Origin of the sequence: Tenacibaculum aiptasiae, assembly GCF_008806755.1 — a bacterium.
GTDB lineage: Bacteria > Bacteroidota > Bacteroidia > Flavobacteriales > Flavobacteriaceae > Polaribacter > Polaribacter aiptasiae.
In genome coordinates this window covers 34,519-55,046 of sequence record NZ_WAAU01000012.1, presented here as the reverse complement: position 1 = coordinate 55,046, position 20,528 = coordinate 34,519, and the positions used below count along the sequence as shown (strand labels likewise).

Annotated in this window: 21 protein-coding genes; all 21 read right to left on the bottom strand. The window is 28.0% G+C overall.

Annotated elements, in window-relative coordinates; all coding sequences use genetic code 11:
- Window positions 1–58: 58 nt before the first annotated feature.
- Window positions 59–1,546 (bottom strand): NACHT domain-containing protein, encoded by a 1,488-nt coding sequence (locus F7018_RS08055; protein ID WP_150899533.1) that lies wholly within the window; start codon window positions 1,544–1,546, stop codon window positions 59–61.
- Window positions 1,543–2,406, bottom strand: coding sequence for a pentapeptide repeat-containing protein (locus F7018_RS08050; RefSeq protein WP_150899532.1), 864 nt, complete (start codon window positions 2,404–2,406; stop codon window positions 1,543–1,545). Before F7018_RS08050 ends, F7018_RS08055 begins: the two co-directional genes overlap by 4 nt.
- Window positions 2,407–2,522: 116 nt before the next feature.
- Window positions 2,523–3,179 (bottom strand): HNH endonuclease, encoded by a 657-nt coding sequence (locus tag F7018_RS08045; RefSeq protein WP_150899531.1) that lies wholly within the window; start codon window positions 3,177–3,179, stop codon window positions 2,523–2,525.
- A complete protein-coding gene (locus tag F7018_RS08040; protein ID WP_150899530.1) occupies window positions 3,172–4,515 on the bottom strand; it encodes an ATP-binding protein in 1,344 nt (447 codons plus the stop codon). The genes F7018_RS08045 and F7018_RS08040 overlap by 8 nt, the downstream gene beginning before the upstream one ends.
- Before the next feature lie 556 nt (window positions 4,516–5,071).
- On the bottom strand, window positions 5,072–5,857 hold the full coding sequence (locus F7018_RS08035) for a DUF6882 domain-containing protein (RefSeq protein WP_246175092.1): 786 nt from the start codon (window positions 5,855–5,857) through the stop codon (window positions 5,072–5,074).
- Between the two features lie 113 nt (window positions 5,858–5,970).
- Window positions 5,971–6,726 (bottom strand): hypothetical protein, encoded by a 756-nt coding sequence (locus F7018_RS08030; protein WP_150899529.1) that lies wholly within the window; start codon window positions 6,724–6,726, stop codon window positions 5,971–5,973.
- 351 nt (window positions 6,727–7,077) lie between these two features.
- Complete coding sequence (locus tag F7018_RS08025) at window positions 7,078–7,560, bottom strand: SMI1/KNR4 family protein (RefSeq protein ID WP_150899528.1); 483 nt, start codon at window positions 7,558–7,560, stop codon at window positions 7,078–7,080.
- A gap of 80 nt (window positions 7,561–7,640) precedes the next feature.
- A complete protein-coding gene (locus F7018_RS08020; RefSeq protein WP_150899527.1) occupies window positions 7,641–9,299 on the bottom strand; it encodes a HEAT repeat domain-containing protein in 1,659 nt (552 codons plus the stop codon).
- Window positions 9,300–9,573: 274 nt separating this feature from the next.
- Window positions 9,574–10,242 carry a hypothetical protein gene (locus F7018_RS08015; protein WP_150899526.1) on the bottom strand — a complete coding sequence of 223 codons (669 nt, stop codon included), beginning with the start codon at window positions 10,240–10,242 and terminating at the stop codon, window positions 9,574–9,576.
- 150 nt (window positions 10,243–10,392) lie between these two features.
- The gene (locus tag F7018_RS08010; protein ID WP_150899525.1) at window positions 10,393–10,833 is read right to left on the bottom strand and encodes a hypothetical protein; all 441 of its coding nucleotides are present in this window, start codon (window positions 10,831–10,833) and stop codon (window positions 10,393–10,395) included.
- Window positions 10,834–11,007: 174 nt separating this feature from the next.
- Window positions 11,008–11,484 carry an MlaD family protein gene (locus tag F7018_RS08005; protein ID WP_150899524.1) on the bottom strand — a complete coding sequence of 159 codons (477 nt, stop codon included), beginning with the start codon at window positions 11,482–11,484 and terminating at the stop codon, window positions 11,008–11,010.
- Window positions 11,485–11,524: 40 nt separating this feature from the next.
- Window positions 11,525–12,472, bottom strand: a complete 948-nt coding sequence (locus F7018_RS08000; RefSeq protein WP_150899523.1) for a hypothetical protein — start codon at window positions 12,470–12,472, stop codon at window positions 11,525–11,527.
- 296 nt (window positions 12,473–12,768) lie between these two features.
- A complete protein-coding gene (locus F7018_RS07995) occupies window positions 12,769–13,233 on the bottom strand; it encodes a DUF7674 family protein (RefSeq protein ID WP_150899522.1) in 465 nt (154 codons plus the stop codon).
- 120 nt (window positions 13,234–13,353) lie between these two features.
- The gene (locus F7018_RS07990) at window positions 13,354–13,983 is read right to left on the bottom strand and encodes a tetratricopeptide repeat protein (protein WP_150899521.1); all 630 of its coding nucleotides are present in this window, start codon (window positions 13,981–13,983) and stop codon (window positions 13,354–13,356) included.
- A 158-nt stretch (window positions 13,984–14,141) separates the two neighbouring features.
- The gene (locus F7018_RS07985; RefSeq protein ID WP_150899520.1) at window positions 14,142–15,329 is read right to left on the bottom strand and encodes an immunity 26/phosphotriesterase HocA family protein; all 1,188 of its coding nucleotides are present in this window, start codon (window positions 15,327–15,329) and stop codon (window positions 14,142–14,144) included.
- A gap of 113 nt (window positions 15,330–15,442) precedes the next feature.
- Window positions 15,443–15,775: a hypothetical protein gene (locus F7018_RS07980; RefSeq protein WP_150899519.1), complete on the bottom strand. Its 333-nt coding sequence runs from the start codon at window positions 15,773–15,775 to the stop codon at window positions 15,443–15,445.
- A gap of 42 nt (window positions 15,776–15,817) precedes the next feature.
- A complete protein-coding gene (locus tag F7018_RS07975) occupies window positions 15,818–16,453 on the bottom strand; it encodes a hypothetical protein (RefSeq protein WP_150899518.1) in 636 nt (211 codons plus the stop codon).
- 801 nt (window positions 16,454–17,254) lie between these two features.
- Window positions 17,255–17,968 (bottom strand): tetratricopeptide repeat protein, encoded by a 714-nt coding sequence (locus F7018_RS07970; protein WP_150899517.1) that lies wholly within the window; start codon window positions 17,966–17,968, stop codon window positions 17,255–17,257.
- Window positions 17,969–18,289: 321 nt separating this feature from the next.
- Entirely contained in the window at window positions 18,290–18,703 is a 414-nt protein-coding gene (locus tag F7018_RS07965; protein WP_150899516.1) for a hypothetical protein, read from the bottom strand.
- Window positions 18,704–18,898: 195 nt separating this feature from the next.
- Window positions 18,899–19,657, bottom strand: a complete 759-nt coding sequence (locus tag F7018_RS07960) for a DUF3667 domain-containing protein (RefSeq protein WP_150899515.1) — start codon at window positions 19,655–19,657, stop codon at window positions 18,899–18,901.
- 74 nt (window positions 19,658–19,731) lie between these two features.
- On the bottom strand, window positions 19,732–20,445 hold the full coding sequence (locus tag F7018_RS07955; protein WP_150899514.1) for a DUF2927 domain-containing protein: 714 nt from the start codon (window positions 20,443–20,445) through the stop codon (window positions 19,732–19,734).
- Between the last annotated feature and the right edge of the window lie 83 nt (window positions 20,446–20,528).

Genomic DNA, 20,528 nt, shown 5'->3' with positions numbered 1-20,528 from the left:
TTTATTCTTTTTTTAGTACTTAAACCGTTATTTTTTATTACGCTGTTAGGCATAGTTTTTACATTGAAAATAGTTCTCCTAACTCATTATCATCTTCCATTTTTACCATTCGGTAAAATTCATTCAATAGAGAATTTCGACTGATAGACTTATTATTGGTTTTAAAATTAAACTTAATAAATTCATCAACAATCATTTCCAAATGCCCATTAGAGTAACTAAAATTGTAGTCTTCCATTACAGGTATTAAAAAGCCTTTGAGAAACGCTTGTTTATCCAATTCATAAAGAAAATTTAATAAACTTGGGCTCAATTGAATTTGATTATTTTTTAATATTTTTCCATAAAACGATTGCTTTGTGTTATTGGGTAACCTTGAGATAAAAAGAGATGCTAAATATTCTAAAAGTAATATGTGAGGAAATGAATAATAATCAGTACTAAGAACCAATATATTTACTGTGATGGTCAAATCATAAATTAGTTTTTCATTCTCAAATTCAATTTTCTGATTTCTTTTAATTAATTCTAATTCAGTTATTAAATTGTCCTTAGTGAACATATGTTTAGATGTAATCAAAGCCCTAAATGCAAGCAATATAGAAACATACTCTAACTCATCTTTATTAAGACCAGATAATTTATTTCGTACATAACCCAATTTGCTTATTGAATCATGTTTCGAAAACAAGGTATCAATGATATTCCTAAAAAATATTGATTTGTTTTTAGGAATATTTAACTCATTTTGACTAACAATATAGTTGATATATATAGAAAGAAATAATGGTGTACTAAGATACTGTTCGAAATTTGAATCTTGCCTTATGGAATTATAAAAAATTTCTTTTTTATGATTTGAGAGTTCTAGTCTCTCGATGTAAAGAGAAACATCATTAACATTCAAAGGTGCTATTTCATAAATTCGAAATTGATCAAGACTTTCCACATTTGTTCCTGGTCTGGATGTAATAATAAATTTGTTCTTACTGTATTTAGTAATGAATTTTTGAATTTGTTCTATTGTATCTCTTCCTTGTGTATAATTTATCTCGTCAAAACCGTCAAATAGGAAAAGAAATTTACCGCTATTAAAGAGTTTTTTTATTTCATTACTATAGTTTTCACTAAGTATGTCACAGACAAATTTTTCGAAATTGTTTTTTTCAGAGACAAAATTTCGTAATTCTAAGTATATAGGAATTATATTACTGTTATCAATTGATTTTAGTAGAATATATTTTAATAAAGTTGTTTTTCCACTTCCAGCTTTGCCTAAGATTACAGTTTTGTGAAAATTATCAATTATTTCAATAGGGTTCTTTATTCTTATAAAATTATTGTCACCTTTTAAAGTTAGAGGAAGATAATTGGAATAAAAATCTATTGGTTCATTTCTAAATAATAAATTTTTAGTCAGCCTAAATCTTTCATAAGAATTGACTAGGTGTATTTTTATATCTTGTTCGAGTGCTCTTTTTGAAGAACTGTCTAAATAATTCGAGAATACTCGTTCGATTATTTTATTTAAAGTATAATCTATCATTCTTGTGGTACTTCTGGATTATTATTAAGAAAACCTTCTGGGATATTTCTAGGTGCTAAGAAACTGTCATTTGTCTTGTTTATAAGTTCTTGCCAATTTTTTATGTTTTTGATATCACATCTTTCAAATATTGAATTTGTGATATTAGTTGAGTGAACATCTGTTCTCAGTAGCACACATTCTATAAACTTTGTTCTTGATAAATTAGAGATTTTAAAATTCACATCTTCAAATTTACATTTGTTGAATTGCGAATCTATTATCTCTGCAAGCTCTAGATTGGAATTCATAAAATCTGTATCATCGATATTAGTTTTATTTAATATAGCAGAATACAAATTCGCACTTTGAAGTTTAGCATTACTTAACTCAGAATTCTCTAGATTCAATTTTAAGGATTTTGTGTTGTTTAGATTAGCATTATTTAATTTGCAATTGCTAAAATTTGCGTTACTCAAATCAGCGTTCTCGAGATTGACACCAGTTAAATTAGAACCACTTAGATTTAAGTTAGATAAATTTGCATTATTTAAATCAGCATTAATTAGTGTTCCATCTTGAAGCCAGCCTTTTTCACGTAACTCTTTGACAGCTCTGGAACTTAATCCTTTTTCCTCACTACCCAATTCTCTTATTAAACGTAGTTTTAAACTTTTTTCTTCTTTTTGTTCATATAGGTAGTTTATGAGCAATATTGTTACAGAAATACTTATAAATTCAGCGCTTAAGTTTGCATAGAAATTCTTTACTAAGAGAGAAAAAGGCCAAGTATCCGGATATTTATGAAAAAAGACAAAGGATAATCCTAAAATAAGGAATACGTATCCTATAATCTTAATAGTGTCTATTTTTTTTAACATTCATTGATGGTTTTATGTCGTATTCAAATTATGCCTAACGGCTCTGTATAAAGTTTGTTGTGTGTTTTCAAGCTAAAAGCTAGCAATAAGGTTTATACTTTGTAGTAAGGCGTTTTTTAACCTGTACTAATAAAGTATTGTCTTAACTTAGTCATTAACATCATTTGTTTTGTATAATTCTTTTCAGCCATTATCGCATTCATCAGGTCAAATAGTTCGGATTGAGATAGCAATATAGGTTCTATTCCAAATTTATGAGATTTACGATTTAATTTACATACTAGCATAGTTTGACTTCCTTTAGAAGATAAATCAATGTAAAAATCTCCACATTTAAATATATGCTCTTCATAATTATCAAAATGGGGATGAACGATTATAAATGCATTCGATGAGCGAGGATAATGTTTGTACTCCTCTTTTCTTTTAATTGGATTAATTTCTGTATTCCCAACCTCTTGTTCTCTCTTTATAGTATTGCAATCAACACAAATTGTACAAAGGTTCTTCGGCTCAAAAATAAAGTTTCTGACTTTTGACTTTGGAACTATATGTTCAACATTTGCATTATTTGCTGATTGAATAGATACATCACTTTTGCAATATGAACATTTTCCATCTAAATCTCTGTAATGGTTTCGAATATGTGAGCGTAAGTCTAATAGACTTTCATCAGCCCAGTCCTTATGAGTAAATTTATCATCCTCTAATTTTGACCGTATTAATTTAGTTTGCTCTGAATTGAATACGACTGGTGCATTAATATCAGGCATATTTAACTTTTAGTTCAGTTATTAAATCATATAGTGAAAATAATGGGTCAGTCTTCTCTAAATTTTTCATTTGATTATGAATAATATTATAATTACTAATATCTTCTTCATCAAATTTCTTTGATTTACCTACTTTAGAAATTATTGAAAAAGCTAAACGACTCAAATATTCATTTTTAAAACCAGGTGAATTAAAAATCTTTGCAAGTTGATAATCTGCAGAGTGGTCTATGAATTCGGATGCATTTTTTGTAATTCCAGTTTCCATATCAATTATGAAGCTATTAACTTCGGAAAGTTTTGAAATAATTTGAGGTGAATGAGTTGCAATTATAAAATGACAGTTTCTATAAGTGCTAAATGTTTTTGTCAAAATTTGAATATATCTTTCTTGCCATTGTGGATGAAGACATAGCTCAGGTTCGTCAATACATATAAGTGAGTTGTCTTTAATTTTACTTGCTATACCTAAAATTCCAATTATTATACTTTGTTCCCCTGAACTTGCATTTTTCATCGAGAATGTACGTCCACCTTCTTTTGATTGCAAACGAACATTTCTAAGTCGCAAAAATCCAGATAGTATCAAAAATAAAACATCATCATTTAAGTAATCGTATCTAAAATTTTTATCTAATCCATCCTTATCGATAGTTATAAAAAAATAGGTTTTAAGGTCATCTTTTTTAATTCTTTCGGCTACAATTTTTAAATGTCTTAATTTGTCATAATTTAGAGTTTCATCATCGTTAAAAAAATAACTTTTATTAAATCTTCTATACGAAGAAAACCTTCTGGTCTCAAAAATTTCTTCTAAGTTTTCGGTTGTCAAAATTTCATCAAGCATTTTGTGAAGAGTATTTGAATGAAATCTTATTTCAATTGTATCGTTATAACCTAAATAATCTAAGACTTTCGAAATTTCTATAGCTTGTTTTGGTTCGTTAAGAATACTATTTATTAATGAAGCAATAATTTTTGACAAATATGCAATTCCAAAATTAGCACTTGGTAAATCTCTTAAACCTAAATAGGTATAACCATTAATATTTTGATGTAATTTTGATAGAGGAAACTTATCAAAAGGACTTGTAGAAACAGCAATAACTTCGCGTGGAAAAAATGATTTTATAGATTTTCTATTGAAATCAAACAGTCTATCATTTCTCATATTCTCATATTGATGATAGAATTCATTTGTCAATGCTTCTAAGAAAGAGCTTTTGCCAGTTCCGTTTTTGCCAACAAGAATGCTAAAGACATTTTCATTCGGCTCTATGACTTGTTGATTTATAAGTTGGTAAGTTTTTCCCTTAAAATAATATTTTTCTATCATTGTTTGCTTTAAATGCCTTACAACTTGTTAATATGCAAAACATTGTTCCTATTATTTATCCAATTTGGCTGGCTATCCGGAACTTTTGTTCCTTTTATCCAGCTCAAAATATTTACTAAATTTTTTGAGTTTTCGAATGTAACCTAAAAAAAGAAGCTGACTTTACGGAAAACCTTACTTTAAGTAGGGTTTTTCCTTATTTTTTTATCAGGAGAAATCCTTAGTAAATGTTTGGTAAGAATGTAGTGTGTTGTAAATGAGGTTTTTTATTTTTTTCTATCAGCGAAGCTCGCTGAAGGTTCTGCAAAGTTTTTATTGTATCAGCGAAGCTCGCTGAAGGTTTCGCAGAGTTTTTATTGCGTCAGCGAAGCTCGCTGGAGGTTTCGTAAAGTTTTTATTGCATCAGCGAAGCTCGCTGAAGGTTTCGCAGAGTTTCTATTGTGTCAGCGAAGCTCGCTGATGATTTAGCAAGAATTATAAGTGGTATTGTTAAAGAATAGGTGAGTAGTGGGCGAGAATAAGCAATTACTTATAGTTATTGTTGTAGTTTATGTTTTTATTCACCTAAATTAAATTCCTTTATTTCAAAATAGCACTTTTCACAGACCAATTTAATCTTTGAAAATTCCATTGATTCATCATTCCAACCGTTTGTTCTAAGTCGTTCTTTTTCGCATTCAGAACACCAAGCTTGAAAATCATCTTCCTCATCCAATTCCATTCCACGAAAAGTTTCAAAAGCTTCTTCAAATCCAGTTTTGATTTTAGTGTTCAGATGTTGGCAGATAAATGCCTTTCGTAATTTTCCGTGAATTCCACAGTTAATTAATTCGTTATCTATTTTCTCAACCTCTTCTTTTGAGATTTGGTCTGTGAGTAAAAAGTATATTTCTAAATGGTCTGAAATTACTCGATAAGCTCCAATCCCACCAAGTATGTCAAAAGCAATAGAAGTCAATTCCCAACCTGTATATTTATCTCCGTCAAAATGAGCATTGGTCAGATTTTTATATTTCTTCTTTTCTCCGTACGCCTTAACTTTTAAAGTTTTGAATTTTTTTGGTTCAACAGAATGTTCATTTGCCCAAGCCCACATCCAAGTATTTGTCTTTTGAGAAAAAGTTCCAACAGGAATGTATTTGAAATAAATTTCTTTGTTGTCTGAATACAGTTTTAACGTTTCGCTAGCTTGATTATAGAACCAATTAGCATAATTGTCAAGGTCATATTCAGCTTTGAATTCGTTTTGAAATTCAGTTAGCTTTTGACAAATTTTGTTCGCATATTTTTCGTATTTCAGAGTTCTAAATATCAATTCTGTTCGTTTTTTTATATTAATCACAACGGTTTCTTATAGCCGTCAGTTAAAGTTTTAAAATTACTTATTTTCGGTTTGGTACAGACTTTAGTAATTCCGAGTGGATTCCGACGTGGTTGATTCTGCCTTAATTGTGGTTATATATTGTTGTGAGTACGTGCATTTTTTTCAAATTGATTCAATATTTCAATGCTCTTATTTAATCTATTTAAATCAAATTCTGGAAAAAAGCGGTTGAAATCCAATAATCTCTGTTTTGACAATTTATCTCTGTTTAAAGCACAGGTCAACAATATTTCCTGCAATGACCATAAACTACTTTCATAGTCCGATTTATTCTTTTTTAGTTCAAGAGTTTCGTTAAAATACTCATTTGCTCTAATCAGTGCTTTGTCATTTATGAATGGCGCTTCTAAAACAAATTCTTTTTCTGTTATTTTGATTATGTCGTTTTCAACATAAATTACCTCTTTATAAACAGAGTAATATTGTTGCGTCCAATTATTTTCATCGTATTGAGTATCCCAGTAAAAGAACATTTTAATAGGCTCAATAATTAATTTTCCTTGATTATATGATTTATAGTATGGACCAAACTCATTTCGAATAATTTTTCCTGTCTTAAGGTCATAAATCTGTTCTGAACCACTACCAGATTTTTTCTTACTTAGATATTCAATTCTATTTCTATAAGTGGCTAAAATTTCATATTTCTCATGACTATCTGATACAACATTGACCCTAGTGGTGTCACAAAATATAATACTGTCATTCCTAGAGTAGATTCCAAAATCAGGCCAGTTTTGATCAGGGCAATTAAAAAATGGTTTGATTTCCTTTTTACAAGAATAAATTAAAGCAACTATTAATAAAAGTAAGATTGTCTTTTTCATTTTCGGTATTATCCACAACTTGTTTATATGCGGAACTTTTAGGTGTTTTTATAAAACTCAAAATATTCACAATTTTTTTAGTTTTCGAATATAGTATAAAAAAAGAATATGGTTTTCCTAAGTTTTTTCTATTAGCGAAGTTCGCTGGAGGTTTCGCAGAGCTTTTATTGTATCAGCGAAGCTCGCTGGTGGTTTCGTAGAGTTTTTATTGCATCAGCGAAGCTCGCTGATGATTTCGCAAGAATTATAAGTGGTATTGTTAAAGAATAGGAGAGCATTAGGTTTAAAATAGCCTAAGAAGAGTTAAGGAAGAAGTTTGTTTAGGTACTTTGGTTGGTTGTTGTTAGTGTTTTATTCTTCTAATGGATAACATTTGTCAAGAAATTCATCTAAAGAATTAGCTAATAGACAAAATCCAAAGTCACCATTATCCACGTGAAAAATTTTGCCATTGTGAAATCCTCCTATTGATACATATATTTGACTTCCACTATAAGTTTCTATTAAAGGAAATAATTTATCAGATTCCACATAGTCGGTATTTACTTCAAAATCATTTTGAAATTGCTCTAAGTAATTTCGGTACTCCCATCTTTCTTTAATTGAATTTAATGATTCTACTTTTTGAAGTCCATCATCGGTTTTCCATCCATCGTTATAAGTTAAATCAAAAAAACATTCAGCTTGATTCTCAAATTGTATTTCTGAATCAGCATAATTCTTGAAGAAAATCTTGATATCATTTGGTAAATTAAATCCAGTAAATTTCTCAATATCTGCTATATCAGAATCCGTAAATGGTTTTGGGTTTTTAAATTCTATTTTAGTTTTCATTTAATTTCTGGTTCAGTAGGTTGTTAACGTCAACGGTAACATATAAGATAGTAATGGATTTTATACACTGTTAGGAGATGTTATTTATCCCATTCTTTTAATAATTCATCCACTAATACTCTGACATTTTCTTCATCACTATTTTTATAAGATTCAATGTATTTTTTTGCTTTATTTCCTTTTATTTTTGATAAAACTATTAAATACGTTTGAGCATTATAATCGCTATTGATTCTTTCTTTTTCACAAACTTCAATGATTTTATCTATGGAAGATTTATCTTTTAGATTCGCTAAACCCATAGCGGCATCTCTTTTAACTGCAAAATCTGTTTTTTCGTTTAATAATAGTTTCAAGAATATTTCTTTATGTTCTTCTTTTGGAAAATTTGATAAATATTTAATAGAGCTTCTTTCCCAATGTAGACTTTGTTCGGTTTTATATATCTCATTATATATTGTTTGAAGTGTGTCTATTTTGTTTTCAATAAGTATTTCAGTTATGGAAACCACTCTTTGCTCTGGTTTAGCTAACATACTTATTAGTTTATCCAAAATTATTTTTGTGTTATTTCCCTTTAAGGCATCTACAGTCCAATATCTAACGGAAGAATCAGAATTATCTAAATAAGTAGTGAGAATTTCTTCAGATATTTTATCATTTCTACCCGTTAGAACTTTAATTAAATATTTTTGAATTTCAATATTTTCTGTTTCTAATAAAGCTTTTTGAACATCTTTAAGTATTTCATCTGAAAATAAAAGTGGCTGTTTATTAATGTTAAAATAATAATTTTTGGGAATTTTATTTAAAGTAACTAATTCTAGCCAATATTTAACATTTGCTATATTTTTTGATTCAAAAAAAGCATCTAAAAAATCTTCAGATACAGGGTTCTCATTTTGTGATATTTCTTTTAAATAATTTACATCTTCAATTGTTGGACTATTTGCCAATGCTTGAATTGCAATACTTCTAGTTTTCGTGCTATCTAATAGAGGAATAAATGTTTCTTTTAGATTTCCTATTTGAAGCTCTTTTACAGAATATATTGCGTAACCTTTAATGTTGTAATTCCAATTTTTTACTGCATCAAGAAGTAACTCTTCTGTTTTTTTGTTCTTTCCAGTTATTGATAGTATTTGTGCCGATAAAATTTTTGATTTAAAATCATCACTATTGATTCTTGCATAAGCTGTATTTTTTAAAGAATCCTTATCTAGTTTAAAGTATAATGGAATCATATGGCTGTTTCCAAAATTTTCATTTTCAATAAGAAAATCAAAAAGTTCGGTAGTGTGCTTTGTTTTTAAATGCATTAGTGCCATTCCAGACCAAATTAGATTGCCTTTTTTTTTCTCCGTTTTTATTTTTTCTAAAAGACTTTTCTCATAATTTACGTCTCCTGCACCTGCAATTACTAAATATGAAAGTAATCTTTGATTTGGGTTTTCAGAATTAAACAATGTCTGAATATTGTTTTTATAAACATTAGTTTCCTTAAACTTCGTAAGAGGATATTGTAATATGCTTTGATTCTTTAAACTTGCAGTTAGTTGAGTTATATCACTGTGAGGTGTTAGCAAAGTCGAGTACTTTCTAAACATATCATTCAATTCAGTTTCACTAAAATTAGTTTTGGTTGCATTCTGGAAGTCTTTTTTGAAATCATCAATATTTTGACCAAGTGACATTACTGATGTAAAAAAAGTAACTAATATTATTATGTATTTCTTCATTTCGTTTTAATGTGTTATAACTCGTTTATATACGGAATTTTGTTCCTGTTATTAACCTAATATGTCTGGCTATACATAATTTTTAGGTGTTTTAATAAAACTCAAAATATTTACAATTTTTTTAGTTTTCGAATATAGCATAAAAAAGAATATGGTTTTCTTAAGTTCATTCTATCAGCGAAGCTCGTTGAAGGTTTCGCAAGAATTATAACTAGTATTGTTAAAGAATAGGCGAGAATAAGCAATTACTTGTAGTTATTGTTAGCCATAGTTTTTATTTTCCGATAATTAACTTTCCTTCGTCAAACCAACAATAATAACCCATTTTCCAAATTTCAAAATAAGGAGCAAATAAATCAAATTCCAACTTGTCTTGATAGCTCGGATACTGAAAATAATGTGAAAGGTTATAGTCACAATTAATTGAATAATATGCTTCATCCAATATTTTAATAATTGAATCAAAATCAGTATTGTCTATAAACCAGTCTGATATTGAATCATAAATTATTGCATTAGTATCATTTTCATTAGTTCTTTTGTCAGATTCAGTTATTTCAATAGTTTTTATTTCCGCCATTGTATCGATAAACTCCTGGTCGGTAACTATTTCAGAGAATAGTTTTAAATTCTCTATATATTTTTCTCCGTTTAATATTAGTAATTCCTTATTTTCACTCGGATTTGGGCAAAAATAACCTGGTGATTTTCCCTCTTTCGATAATTCGTTAAATCTTTCTTCAGTTGCACTATATATTTTAATTAATCTCTCAAAATATAAATTCCCGTTTATGATAGGTCTAAAAACTTTTTCAAGCCCATTTCCATCAGGCATAAAATATTGAAAATACCCATAAAATTGACAACTCAAATCATTTGAGTCAATATCAATATCTTCATTAATAATTTGTCCTAAATACTTTGCATATTCTTGCTTTGTCATTTTTCGTTTTTCAATATTATGGTTAATGTTGATGTATAAGATTAGCTGCTTGTTTAAAGCACTAAAATAAGTAAATAGATCATAGACATAAGGTTAGTTTAGAGTTTTGTAAGTATGCCAAAACCAGCAATTAATTTTATACGGTGTTAGCTACAATTGTTTTGTTAATCCAATTTTACCTAAATGACCTTTTCTGTTTTTTTCGTCAAACCCAAATATAAAATTTACTTTGTTTTCAAGTTGTATTGAAATTTGGTCTGAAAAAGTTAATTCTTGATTGAATTCCCATTTTATTTTTTCCTTAAATAAAATTTTAAGAAACTGATTGAATTTTATTCCGTTAAGTTTCCTTTTAGTTTTATCAAAAAACAAGAATGATTTGTAAGGAGAAATAGTCCACATATAAAAAAGATTCTCTTTAAAATGAAGTTGAAAATCTCCTTCAGATACAATTGTGGAGTCATTGTTTTTTTGAGAAATAAAAAGTGTTGATTTTATTTTAGTTTCTATTTCCTTAAAACTATTTCCAATAAAAATTTTATATCCATTTATCTCAATATAATCTTGGGTTAGTATATGATTAACATTCATTTTTTTAAATTGTAGCTAACTTGTTTATATGAGGAACTTTGTTCCTAGTATGTATCTAATTTGGTTTGCTATGTGGAATTTTTAATAAAATAGGTCCGTTTATTTTTAGCAATTTTATAACATGCAATATAAATAAAGAAGATGTTATAGTTCCTTAAAAACTCCTTTTACTTTTTATTTATGCTGTTTTTCAAGATTATCATTAAGTCTGCGTAACTCAATCAAAATTGAATCTTGTTTTTGTTTGCTTGTTAAACTCTTTAGGAAATCTCCAACTTTAATTGCTAAAGAATCTTCTAAGTTTGTTGGTTCAATTTTTGAAAGTTTGATATTGTCTCCATTTTTCAAGTTCTCAGAACTTTCTCCTAATTTGACGAAGATTCCTTTAGAGCCAAGTAAATTGATGCTTTCAATTGCAAATTTAGAATCAACTGGAATTTTAATGTCAGATTTTAATTTACATTTTATATCAATTGTTCCTTCTGAGGTTAAATTCAAGTCTTCTACTTTTCCAATTTCAAATCCGTTTAGGGTTATGTTTGCTTCAGTAGTTAGTCCATCAACATTTTCTGCATTCAATATTATTTCAGTTCGCTTATTTGTACAAGACATAAGGAAAATGAGGATTGCTACAATTGAGTAATATTTCATTTTGTTATTTATAAATACTTATGACCATTTTTGTTGGTAGTTATTTTATTACGTTCATATTAGTTAAATAGATTTTGTTCTCTTTTAGAAAACCGATATTAGAGCCAAAACTGGTAATGTAATTTCGTTTGTTCAACTCTTGGTTTTCCTCGTTTTTGAACTCAACCTTATTTATTTTCTTTAATTTATTTCCTTTTACCTCAAATAAAATAAAATTATCCTCATAATATCCATCTGCCATAAGCACTTTATTACCAGAAATATTTAAAGAACTTGAACCTCGAATATCAGTATTCCAAAACTTAATTTGTTTTGAGTTATTAAGTTTGACAAGAGGAAATTCTGCGTAATAGTAAAACCAAGTGTTGTTATCAGAATCTATATTCATAGCATAACAATCTGCCATATAGTCAAGTCCATTAGTTGGTTTGAATTCCCAAATTTTTTGTCCGTTTTTATTCCAACATATTAGTCCAGGTGTTCCAATTGGCTCGTTCCATCCGTAATTTCCAAATATTCCCTCATCAAAATACGAAGCCCATATATTTCCATCGTTATCAATTTGGATATCTTGAATTCCGTCTCCAGCAATAAAGTCTCTTAATAATTTTCCTTTAAGGTTATAAACCCGAGCATTTTTGTCTATTTCATTTTCATTTTTGAATCTGCTGCGTCCACAGACAAGCAGAATCTCTTTCGTTGGCAAGAAATTCACATAATGAAAATTGTAATATTCATCTTTTATTAAAGTTTTAAAAATTTCATTTCCTTTTAAATCAAAACGAATAAATGTATAGTTTTTAGGTTTGTCAGATTTTATAAATGCAAACATTCCATTTTCAGTTTTGTATTGAGATACAGAATGAATTATTAAGACATTTATTCCTTTCTGATCGACTGAAACAGACATAATCTCATCTTCATTCTCAAGTTTTTCTGAAAGGCTAATTATCGGTTGAATTTTAAGTGTTTTTGTTCCAAATATCATCTGGCTATTTTCAGCTTTTTTATTTTTTTTATTTTGGCAAGAAACCAAAATGATTAGAATCAATATTGATTTGATGAATCTTATACTTTTCGATCTTTTAATAAAACTCAGAATATTCACAATTTTTTTAGTTCTCGAATATAGTATAAAAAAGAATAAGTTTTTCTATCAGCGAAGCTCGCTGATGATTTCATAAGAATTATAAGTAGTATCGTTAAAGAATAGGTGAGAATAAGCAATTATTTATAATTATTGTTGTAGGGAGTTTATTTACTTTTAATTAAAATCTTTTGGTTTTAATTAGTCTTTTTCCAGTCCAAACCTTCCCAGCTATCTATCAAGTTCTTCCAAGCTTTTAATGAGTTTGTTTTTAACCATTTATCAAAGGATTTATAATAGTCAATTTCAGAACCTCCTATGTTTTGAATTCCTTCAAATAACCCAACTACAATCAAATTCTTAACATAATCGTCTCCAAAAATCATTAATTCTTCAACATTCTTGAAGAAGGTCTCAAAATTTTCAGTTTGCCCTAATTTTTTCTTATCAACGATAAATCTGGAAATGTCTGCAATGTCAATGTAAGCCAATCGATCACTAGGATCTTCATAGTCAAACTTCACTTCCTTATTATAGAAATCAGTCAATTCATTCCAATCAGATATAAGTTTTTGGAAGACCTGTTCGACTTCCGATTCTTGAAATATGATATCTATTTTTTTTATTTTCATATTGCACACAATGTTCAGGCTAAGGAACATTTTTGGTTTTTTAAGCGTAAGTTAGTTAAAAAGGACAAGTTTTAGTTTGTCTATGTGATTTAGACCCTTGGAAAAATCCGCCAACAATGTTTTTTTGCTCAGTTCTTTGTTGATACCAGTTTATTTTCTTTTTACTAACCTGTCAAGCCAATTAATTCGTTTATTTACAAGTCCAAGATGTTGATGATATCTCAATCCTGATGTTTCTTTATTCGCATTTTGTTCTGCAATTTCAGCATATTTTGTAGATGATTCTTTCAGTCCTTTTTTTTCATATACTATTGAAAGTATTGAAGCAGTTTTATACTTCTCAATTGGAAAAATTATATCATCAAATCTTTCTAAAATTATTGTTTCAACAAAATCAAACTCCTCAAGCTTATTGTTCTTTATAATTAGTTCAGAGTATTCTAAATATGATTGAGTTTTTACATTCGGAAAATTTTTTTCAAAATCAATTGATTTTCTGTAAAATTCTATAGCCTTTTCAATTTCATTCTGTTTAAGATAAATATCTCCTAATGAATTTAGTGCAGAGCTTATTTGAGATTTTTCTTCAGAATATTCATTCAACATTTTATTCAATAAAGACTCGGCAATATCCAATAGTTTAAGATTATTAGTTTCAATTAATTCGATAGCTTGAATTTTTAAATATTGAGCTCTATTGTATTTTCTGGCTCTTTTAAGTCTATTAAAAAACTCTTCCTTATCTTTTTCACTCCAAGATTTTTTTCTGTACCACTCCATTAAGATTGGTTTTTTATTGTTGCCAATAGTTTTGTGTATGGTTTGTTGCGTGTTTAAATGTACAAAATTAGAGTTAAAGACTAGCTTTATAGAAAGATCACTTATCTTTAGTTTAGTAAGAAATAGCAATTAACTATACACTTTGTTACTACACGTTTTTATTTTTTTAAATTTTCATAATATGTTCCATTCGGATCTAGATTGAAGAATTCAAAAATGTCTTTTTTAGCGTTTTCGTTTTTTGGATTTCTCAAGTCAGCTTCTAATTCATAAAATTCAGCCTCCCAATATGGTTGATTAGAATTTGTTTTGATACAATTATCTAATGTTTCTTTGTTAAAATTTACAGTTGCCCCAATCGATTCCATTCTATAAGGATTTGACTTTAATATTTTCTCCCAACTTTTGGCATTTTTATCTGGATTTTCAATCGCTAAATACTTATTGTATTTCTTTGATGTGGTTTCTTTATATATAAGTCCATATTGTAAATAAATAGTGTCAAAATCTCCATAATGAATGCTTTTGGAATAAGAAATAGGAAAATCATATTCTAATTCTGATAAAGGTAGGTTTCCAATTACCTCATAATCTCCATAAAACAAAACATTGTCCATAATATATTGAGCAGGAATTGATTTTTTTGTTTTCAGTTGTTCTAAATCGATTTCTTTAGTTGGGGCTATAAAATGGTAAACTTTAATGACAAGAGGTTGAGTCATAAGGTTCATTATTCCATAATTTTTATTAGCCTTAAACTTTGAATCCTTTCTTAAGGGTCTCAAATCGTAAATCAGTCGTCCAAATCCATAATTTCTTCTATCAACTTTGAAAGCAAAGAAATCACCTTCTTTTAGTTTTATCCTTTTTCTTTTTTTTGAAGAGAATTGTTCAATTGATTTCAAATCTTCAGGGGTAGAGTCTTTAATATAATCAGCAAGCCAACTTTTTAAGTCCTCAATATTTTTAAACTTTATGTTCTCAAAATGGGTTGAATAAAATGTATTTTGAGTGGTGTGATTTCCAATCGTTATTCCATTAATTCCAAAATTAAAATAAGTACCTATTGGTGTTTTTGACTCTAATGTTGAGGAAGTAAGTTTTTTGGGTTTCCCTTTATGAGTTTTTGGAAGTAGAAATTCTCTGTTTTTAGTTTCCTCATTGTATTGAATTTCGGAGTATATTAATTCAGTTGAAATTACTTGCTTTTTAATTGTGTTTTTGTCAAAGTATAAAATTGAACTCGGTCGACTTGAATCTCCTTTAAGGATGACTTTTTCCCAATTGTTTGCAACTAATTCTAAGCCTAAGTATTTACGTTGTTTATTGTTTAATTCAAAAGTCATATGGTTTTCTCGAATGTGTGATAACTTGTTTATATGCGAAACTTTTATGTGTCTTGAGTGTTTGTTGTTGAATACGTTTTAATATACTTTTATATAGAGGGCAGGATATTTTCTTAAGCTAAAGGTTTATATTTATTAAAAATAGAGTCAAATTGTTCTGTGTCAATTAGATGGTTTATTAGTTTTTCAATTTCAAATCTGTTGATTCGTTCGACAAGAACCATATCACTTGCCCAAAAATATTGACCATGTAAACATTCTCCAGTCTTTTTATGTTTCTGTCTTAGAAACTCTATGTTTTCGTAGGTAAATAATGTAGCAACATACCTACTGTTATCATTAAATGTAACAATTACGTCAGAGATGTCATTCGTTTCTTTAACTCCACCGATGATTGGTTCTTTTTCTTCACTTTCAATCCATATGTTTTTTATTGGTATCTGCATTTAATTGAGTATAACGTTTAGTGTAATTGTGGTTATACATTATTACCACAGGTTTTTTTCTTTCGGTGTTGATTGATATTCTCTATTCGCACTTTCTAATATTTTTTTCTCAAATAATTTAGGAAAATACTTCATAAGTATTTTTGATTTAAGCTGTGTAAATTTACTAGCTTTTTGATCTGATATTTTCCATAAGTTTTGAGCATCTTTCTCAGTTAGAATTTTTTCAATCCCTTTTTTAGAATCAATTTTTATAAATGGAAATTCAGGTTGATTTTCTCCACAAAGTGTTATTTGTTTTCCTAATTTCGTACTGATTACAGTCATAAAATCCGTTACCTTTTTCAGTTCTATTTCTGAGTGTATATCGCACGGGTTAATATCAAACTCAATTTGGTCGATAAGAAAGAAGTAGCACTTGACAATAATTTCATCCAAATCAATTGTTGCAGATTTGGTTTCCAGTTCGCCAGTTTCGTCCGCAAACATTATTTTCACATATTCAAAATCAATTTTGTCTGTCAAATTATCTTCATAAACTCCAAAAGTCAATTTGTAATCAGAGTTTAATAAGTCAACCACTTTTTTCCAATCCGAAATTGTTGCGTTTTGAACATAGATATCCCTTAAGGCTCCATCCTTTTCAAATATCCATTCTATGTTTTTCCAGTTTCTCAATGTAGCTTCTAAATGTATGGTAACTTATGTATGTGTGCAATTTTTAAGAGTTTTCGAATATAGCAAAAAAAGATTATGGTTTTCTTAAGTTTTTCTTTCAGTAAAGCTCACTGATGATTTTACAAGGGGTATAACTAGTATTGTTAAAGAATAAGTGAGTAATGGGACTAAAATAACCTAAAAAAAGGTAGATAAGGAGTTTGTAGAGGCGCTTTGGATGTTTGTATAAGATTAGTTGTGTGGTTTAAGCGTTTAATTTAGTAAATATAAACTGAATAGAAAATCCGAGTGGATTTTCGTAAGTAGGCTAGTACTAGTAATGAATTATACACGTTGTTGTAGCCAGTTATAAACTTGTTATAAATGTTAAAATGAAAATAAAATTATACTCCTAATTGTCAAAATTAATAGAAGAATATTCAGGAGAAAATATATAGTTAAAGTAGAATGAATTAATCTTTCTAAATATTTCAGTTTTTTGTTTGGTATAAAAGCAATTATTAATCCTAGAATTACACTTATAAAAATAAATCCGATATAAAAATTAATCAATTGTGATATTAAGGATGGACCTTCCGTATTTCCAGGATATTTAATATTTGTGTTTCCTGCAACGATATAAAGTACTATATTCAGAATTGTTATTCCGATAGATAAGACTAATTTTATCTTGTTCTTTTGTGGTTTTCCTTCGTTTTGGGGTGCAAGAATATCTGCCATAAGTTTATTTTATTTGGAGTGAGTAATTTTCAGAAGTAGTAGAGAACAAGCAATTGCTTGTAGTCATTGTTGCCAGTAGTTTTATCCCTTAATTGTTATATTGTTTTCTTTAGCTTTTCTTTCAATCAATTCTGATTTTCCTAATTCTTCCAATTTAGCACTTATAAATTCAAATAACTTTTGACTGTCTTTTTGAAATTCAGAATCGGTTTCTATATATATTTTATGAGCTATGAATAAATTGTCCAATGCATTTTCATAATCTTCATTAATCAATTGCATTTTTGCCAAACCAAAGTAGCCTTCTGGGTCATTTGGATAAAGAAATTTTAATTCAGCATAATTTTTTATAGAGTTTTCGTCATCTTTTAGATTAGAATAACAAACAGCTATGTTTAATAAAGCTACATTACCTTCAGGGAATATTTCTAGTGATTTTTTATAATATTTTATAGCACTTTTGTAATCTTCCTGCCTTCTATATGAAATTGCTAGATGGTCAATTGCGTAAACAAAATTTGGGTCGAATTTAATAGAAGATTTAAATTCTTTTATTGCTTTCTTAAATTTTCCAGATTCTAAATATTCATTTCCTTTATCGAAGTATTTATTAGCTTCCAAATTACCCGATAAACCGTAAAATTTAGTTTTCTTATTTTCAATTATCAACCTCCTTACATTATAACAATAGCTTGGAAGTATGTCATATGCCGCTTTTATTGTTCCCCTGATGCCTTGTACCGTTGCTATTTGCTTTCTTTCCTCTAAAGTTCCCTTCATCATTACATCTGCCATTGATTTTACAATACTTCCCCTGATACTATCCTGAAGAATTTTTATATCGTCTATAGCATCTAGGTATTTACAAGTATTTATAGCAATCTTTTCAGGTATAGTTTGTCCTTGAAGTGTAGAAAAAATTAAAATATTAATATTAATGTTTTGTTCATTTAGTCTTTTTATAAATTAGTAGCAACGGTCTCGTATAGCCGTAGCCGTCAGTTATGGATTTTAAATTATTGTTTTTTGGTTAAGGACTGTATTTAATAATTCCGAGAGGATTCGAACATAGTTGATTCCGTCGTAATTACGTTTATACGTTTTTGCAAACAGTTTTTATTCTGTTTTTTTCATTTCCATTTTAATTCCACTTTCGTCTAAGTGAAATATTATTTTACCATTAATTTCTTTGATTAATATGCCCATTATAGAATACCTATCCTTTTCATTTCCGATTTTTAGGTATTGACTTTTTTGTTCAAGTTTCCATTTAGTTCCATCAGTCATTTCTGTTATCATTCCAAATAATTGAGATTTTGATGTTGTGGTAAGTTTAAAATTTCCGTTTTGCTTAAAAGCAAAAGTTGCGTTTTCAAATCCATTTATCAAAGGAACAAATTGAGGGTTTGTTGGTTTTTTAATCAGTTTTGCTACTTTCCATTTTCCATATACGTCTTTTTCAGTTAAAGTCTGTCCGAATACAGATGAACTTAAAGAAACTAAAAATAATAAAGTCAAAAATTTTCTCATAGGTGATTTTAATTGTTTGCAATTTGTTTATAAGCGGAATTTTTAGGTGTTTTAATAAAACTTAAAATATTCACAATTTTTTAGTTTTCGAATATAGTATAAAAAAGAATATGGTTTTCTTAAGTTTTTTATCTGCGAATCTAGCTGAAGGTTTCGCGAGAAGTATAATTTGTATTGTAATAGGAGGGGAGCATTTTATTCTCTAATAATAATTTCAATAATTCCAAATATCAAAAAGAAAAACGTAGTTCCAATAACATATAAAATATAAGTAATAGAAGTAAACAGTATTTTCGAAAATGTTTTTTTGGTTTCAAAAAATTGATTAAAAGTCCAAAACACAAATAATATTGCAATAAAAAACGGAACAGCTTGCGTGTAATATCCGTCAATTTTAAGTATAAAAAAGATTATCTCAAAAGCTAAATAAATTAGTGTTTGTTGTCCAGTTATGTAACAGTTTAAAATTAAATGCTCAAAGAAGTTATATTTTTGATTGATAAAAGAAATATATGATGCAAATGAAAAAAAGGGTAGAAGGAATAAAGAAGAATATCCAAAATTATTAGACAACCAATTTAAAATATTAGCGGTTATTGATTTTTCTAAATTATTATCACTTAATGCTCTTGTTGCTCCTGAAAATGCATTTCCTAAAAATGTTTTTTCATCTATTAAGAATGTTGTCAGTACATATAATGTAGACGTTAATAAAATAAAGGCTATCGGTTTAAAATGTTTTTTTCTTTTTCCATTTAAAAATTCTCTAATACTATATCCTGGTCTAATTGATAATTCTTTAATTGAGAAAAGTATTCCATGATTTACTTGAAAAACAGTGTTCAATATTTCATTAATTAAGTAGTTGTAATTAATTCTATCGGTACTAGATTTTTGCCCACAGTTATTGCAGAAGTTACCACTAAATTCTTGATCACAATTCTTACAAATCATTCAAGTCTTTTTTAATTTTGAGAGAGTTTTTTATATTACTGAAGCTTATGTGTATACGGAACTTTTAAGTGTTTTTATTCATTTCTTAAGATTTCCTTTAAAACTTTATCAACTTGAGTTTCAGTAAGTCCAACGCTCATGTCTGGATGATACAATAATCTGATTAAATCTCTATCGATTAAAGCATATTTATTTGTAGTTGTCCATTCTGATTGAAAAATGCTCTCTGGATACTTTTTTGAATCTCTAGCTAATCCAAGTGATTGTGTTAACTCTTCACGTAAAAGATGTTTCTGTTCAACTAGATTAGCTCTATAAATATCGACATACATTTTTCCTTTTATTAATTGATTTTGACTATTCCTAGAAACAGAAAATAGTCCCCAATTAGATTCAACCAAATTAACCTGACTTGGATATAACTGAGCATATTCATACCCACTTCCAAAGAAAATATAATAATTAGATTGAGAAGAATCGTTTACAATATTTATTTTAAAACCATCAGTAACCAATTCATTGATTTCTTTTATTATTTTTTCTAATTCAGTTATTAACTCCTTGTTTTTTTCTCCTCCAATAAATATATTAAGATCTGAATTCCACTTTCGAGTTATTTTACTTGCATTCCCAAATTCAAAACCTAAAGCCACCTCTTTAAAATACTCAATAACATTAATTTCGTGTTCGCTAAATTCTGATTCAGGTAATACTATATTTTCATCATTTATAGAGCATGATGCTAAAGTTATTAGTATAAAAAGAAGTAATAATAGTTTGTTTTTCATAACATAATTGATTTTAAATTGCACTTAGTTTAAGTATATGCTTAACTTTTTTGTGTTTTATAAAACTTAAAATATTCACTAAA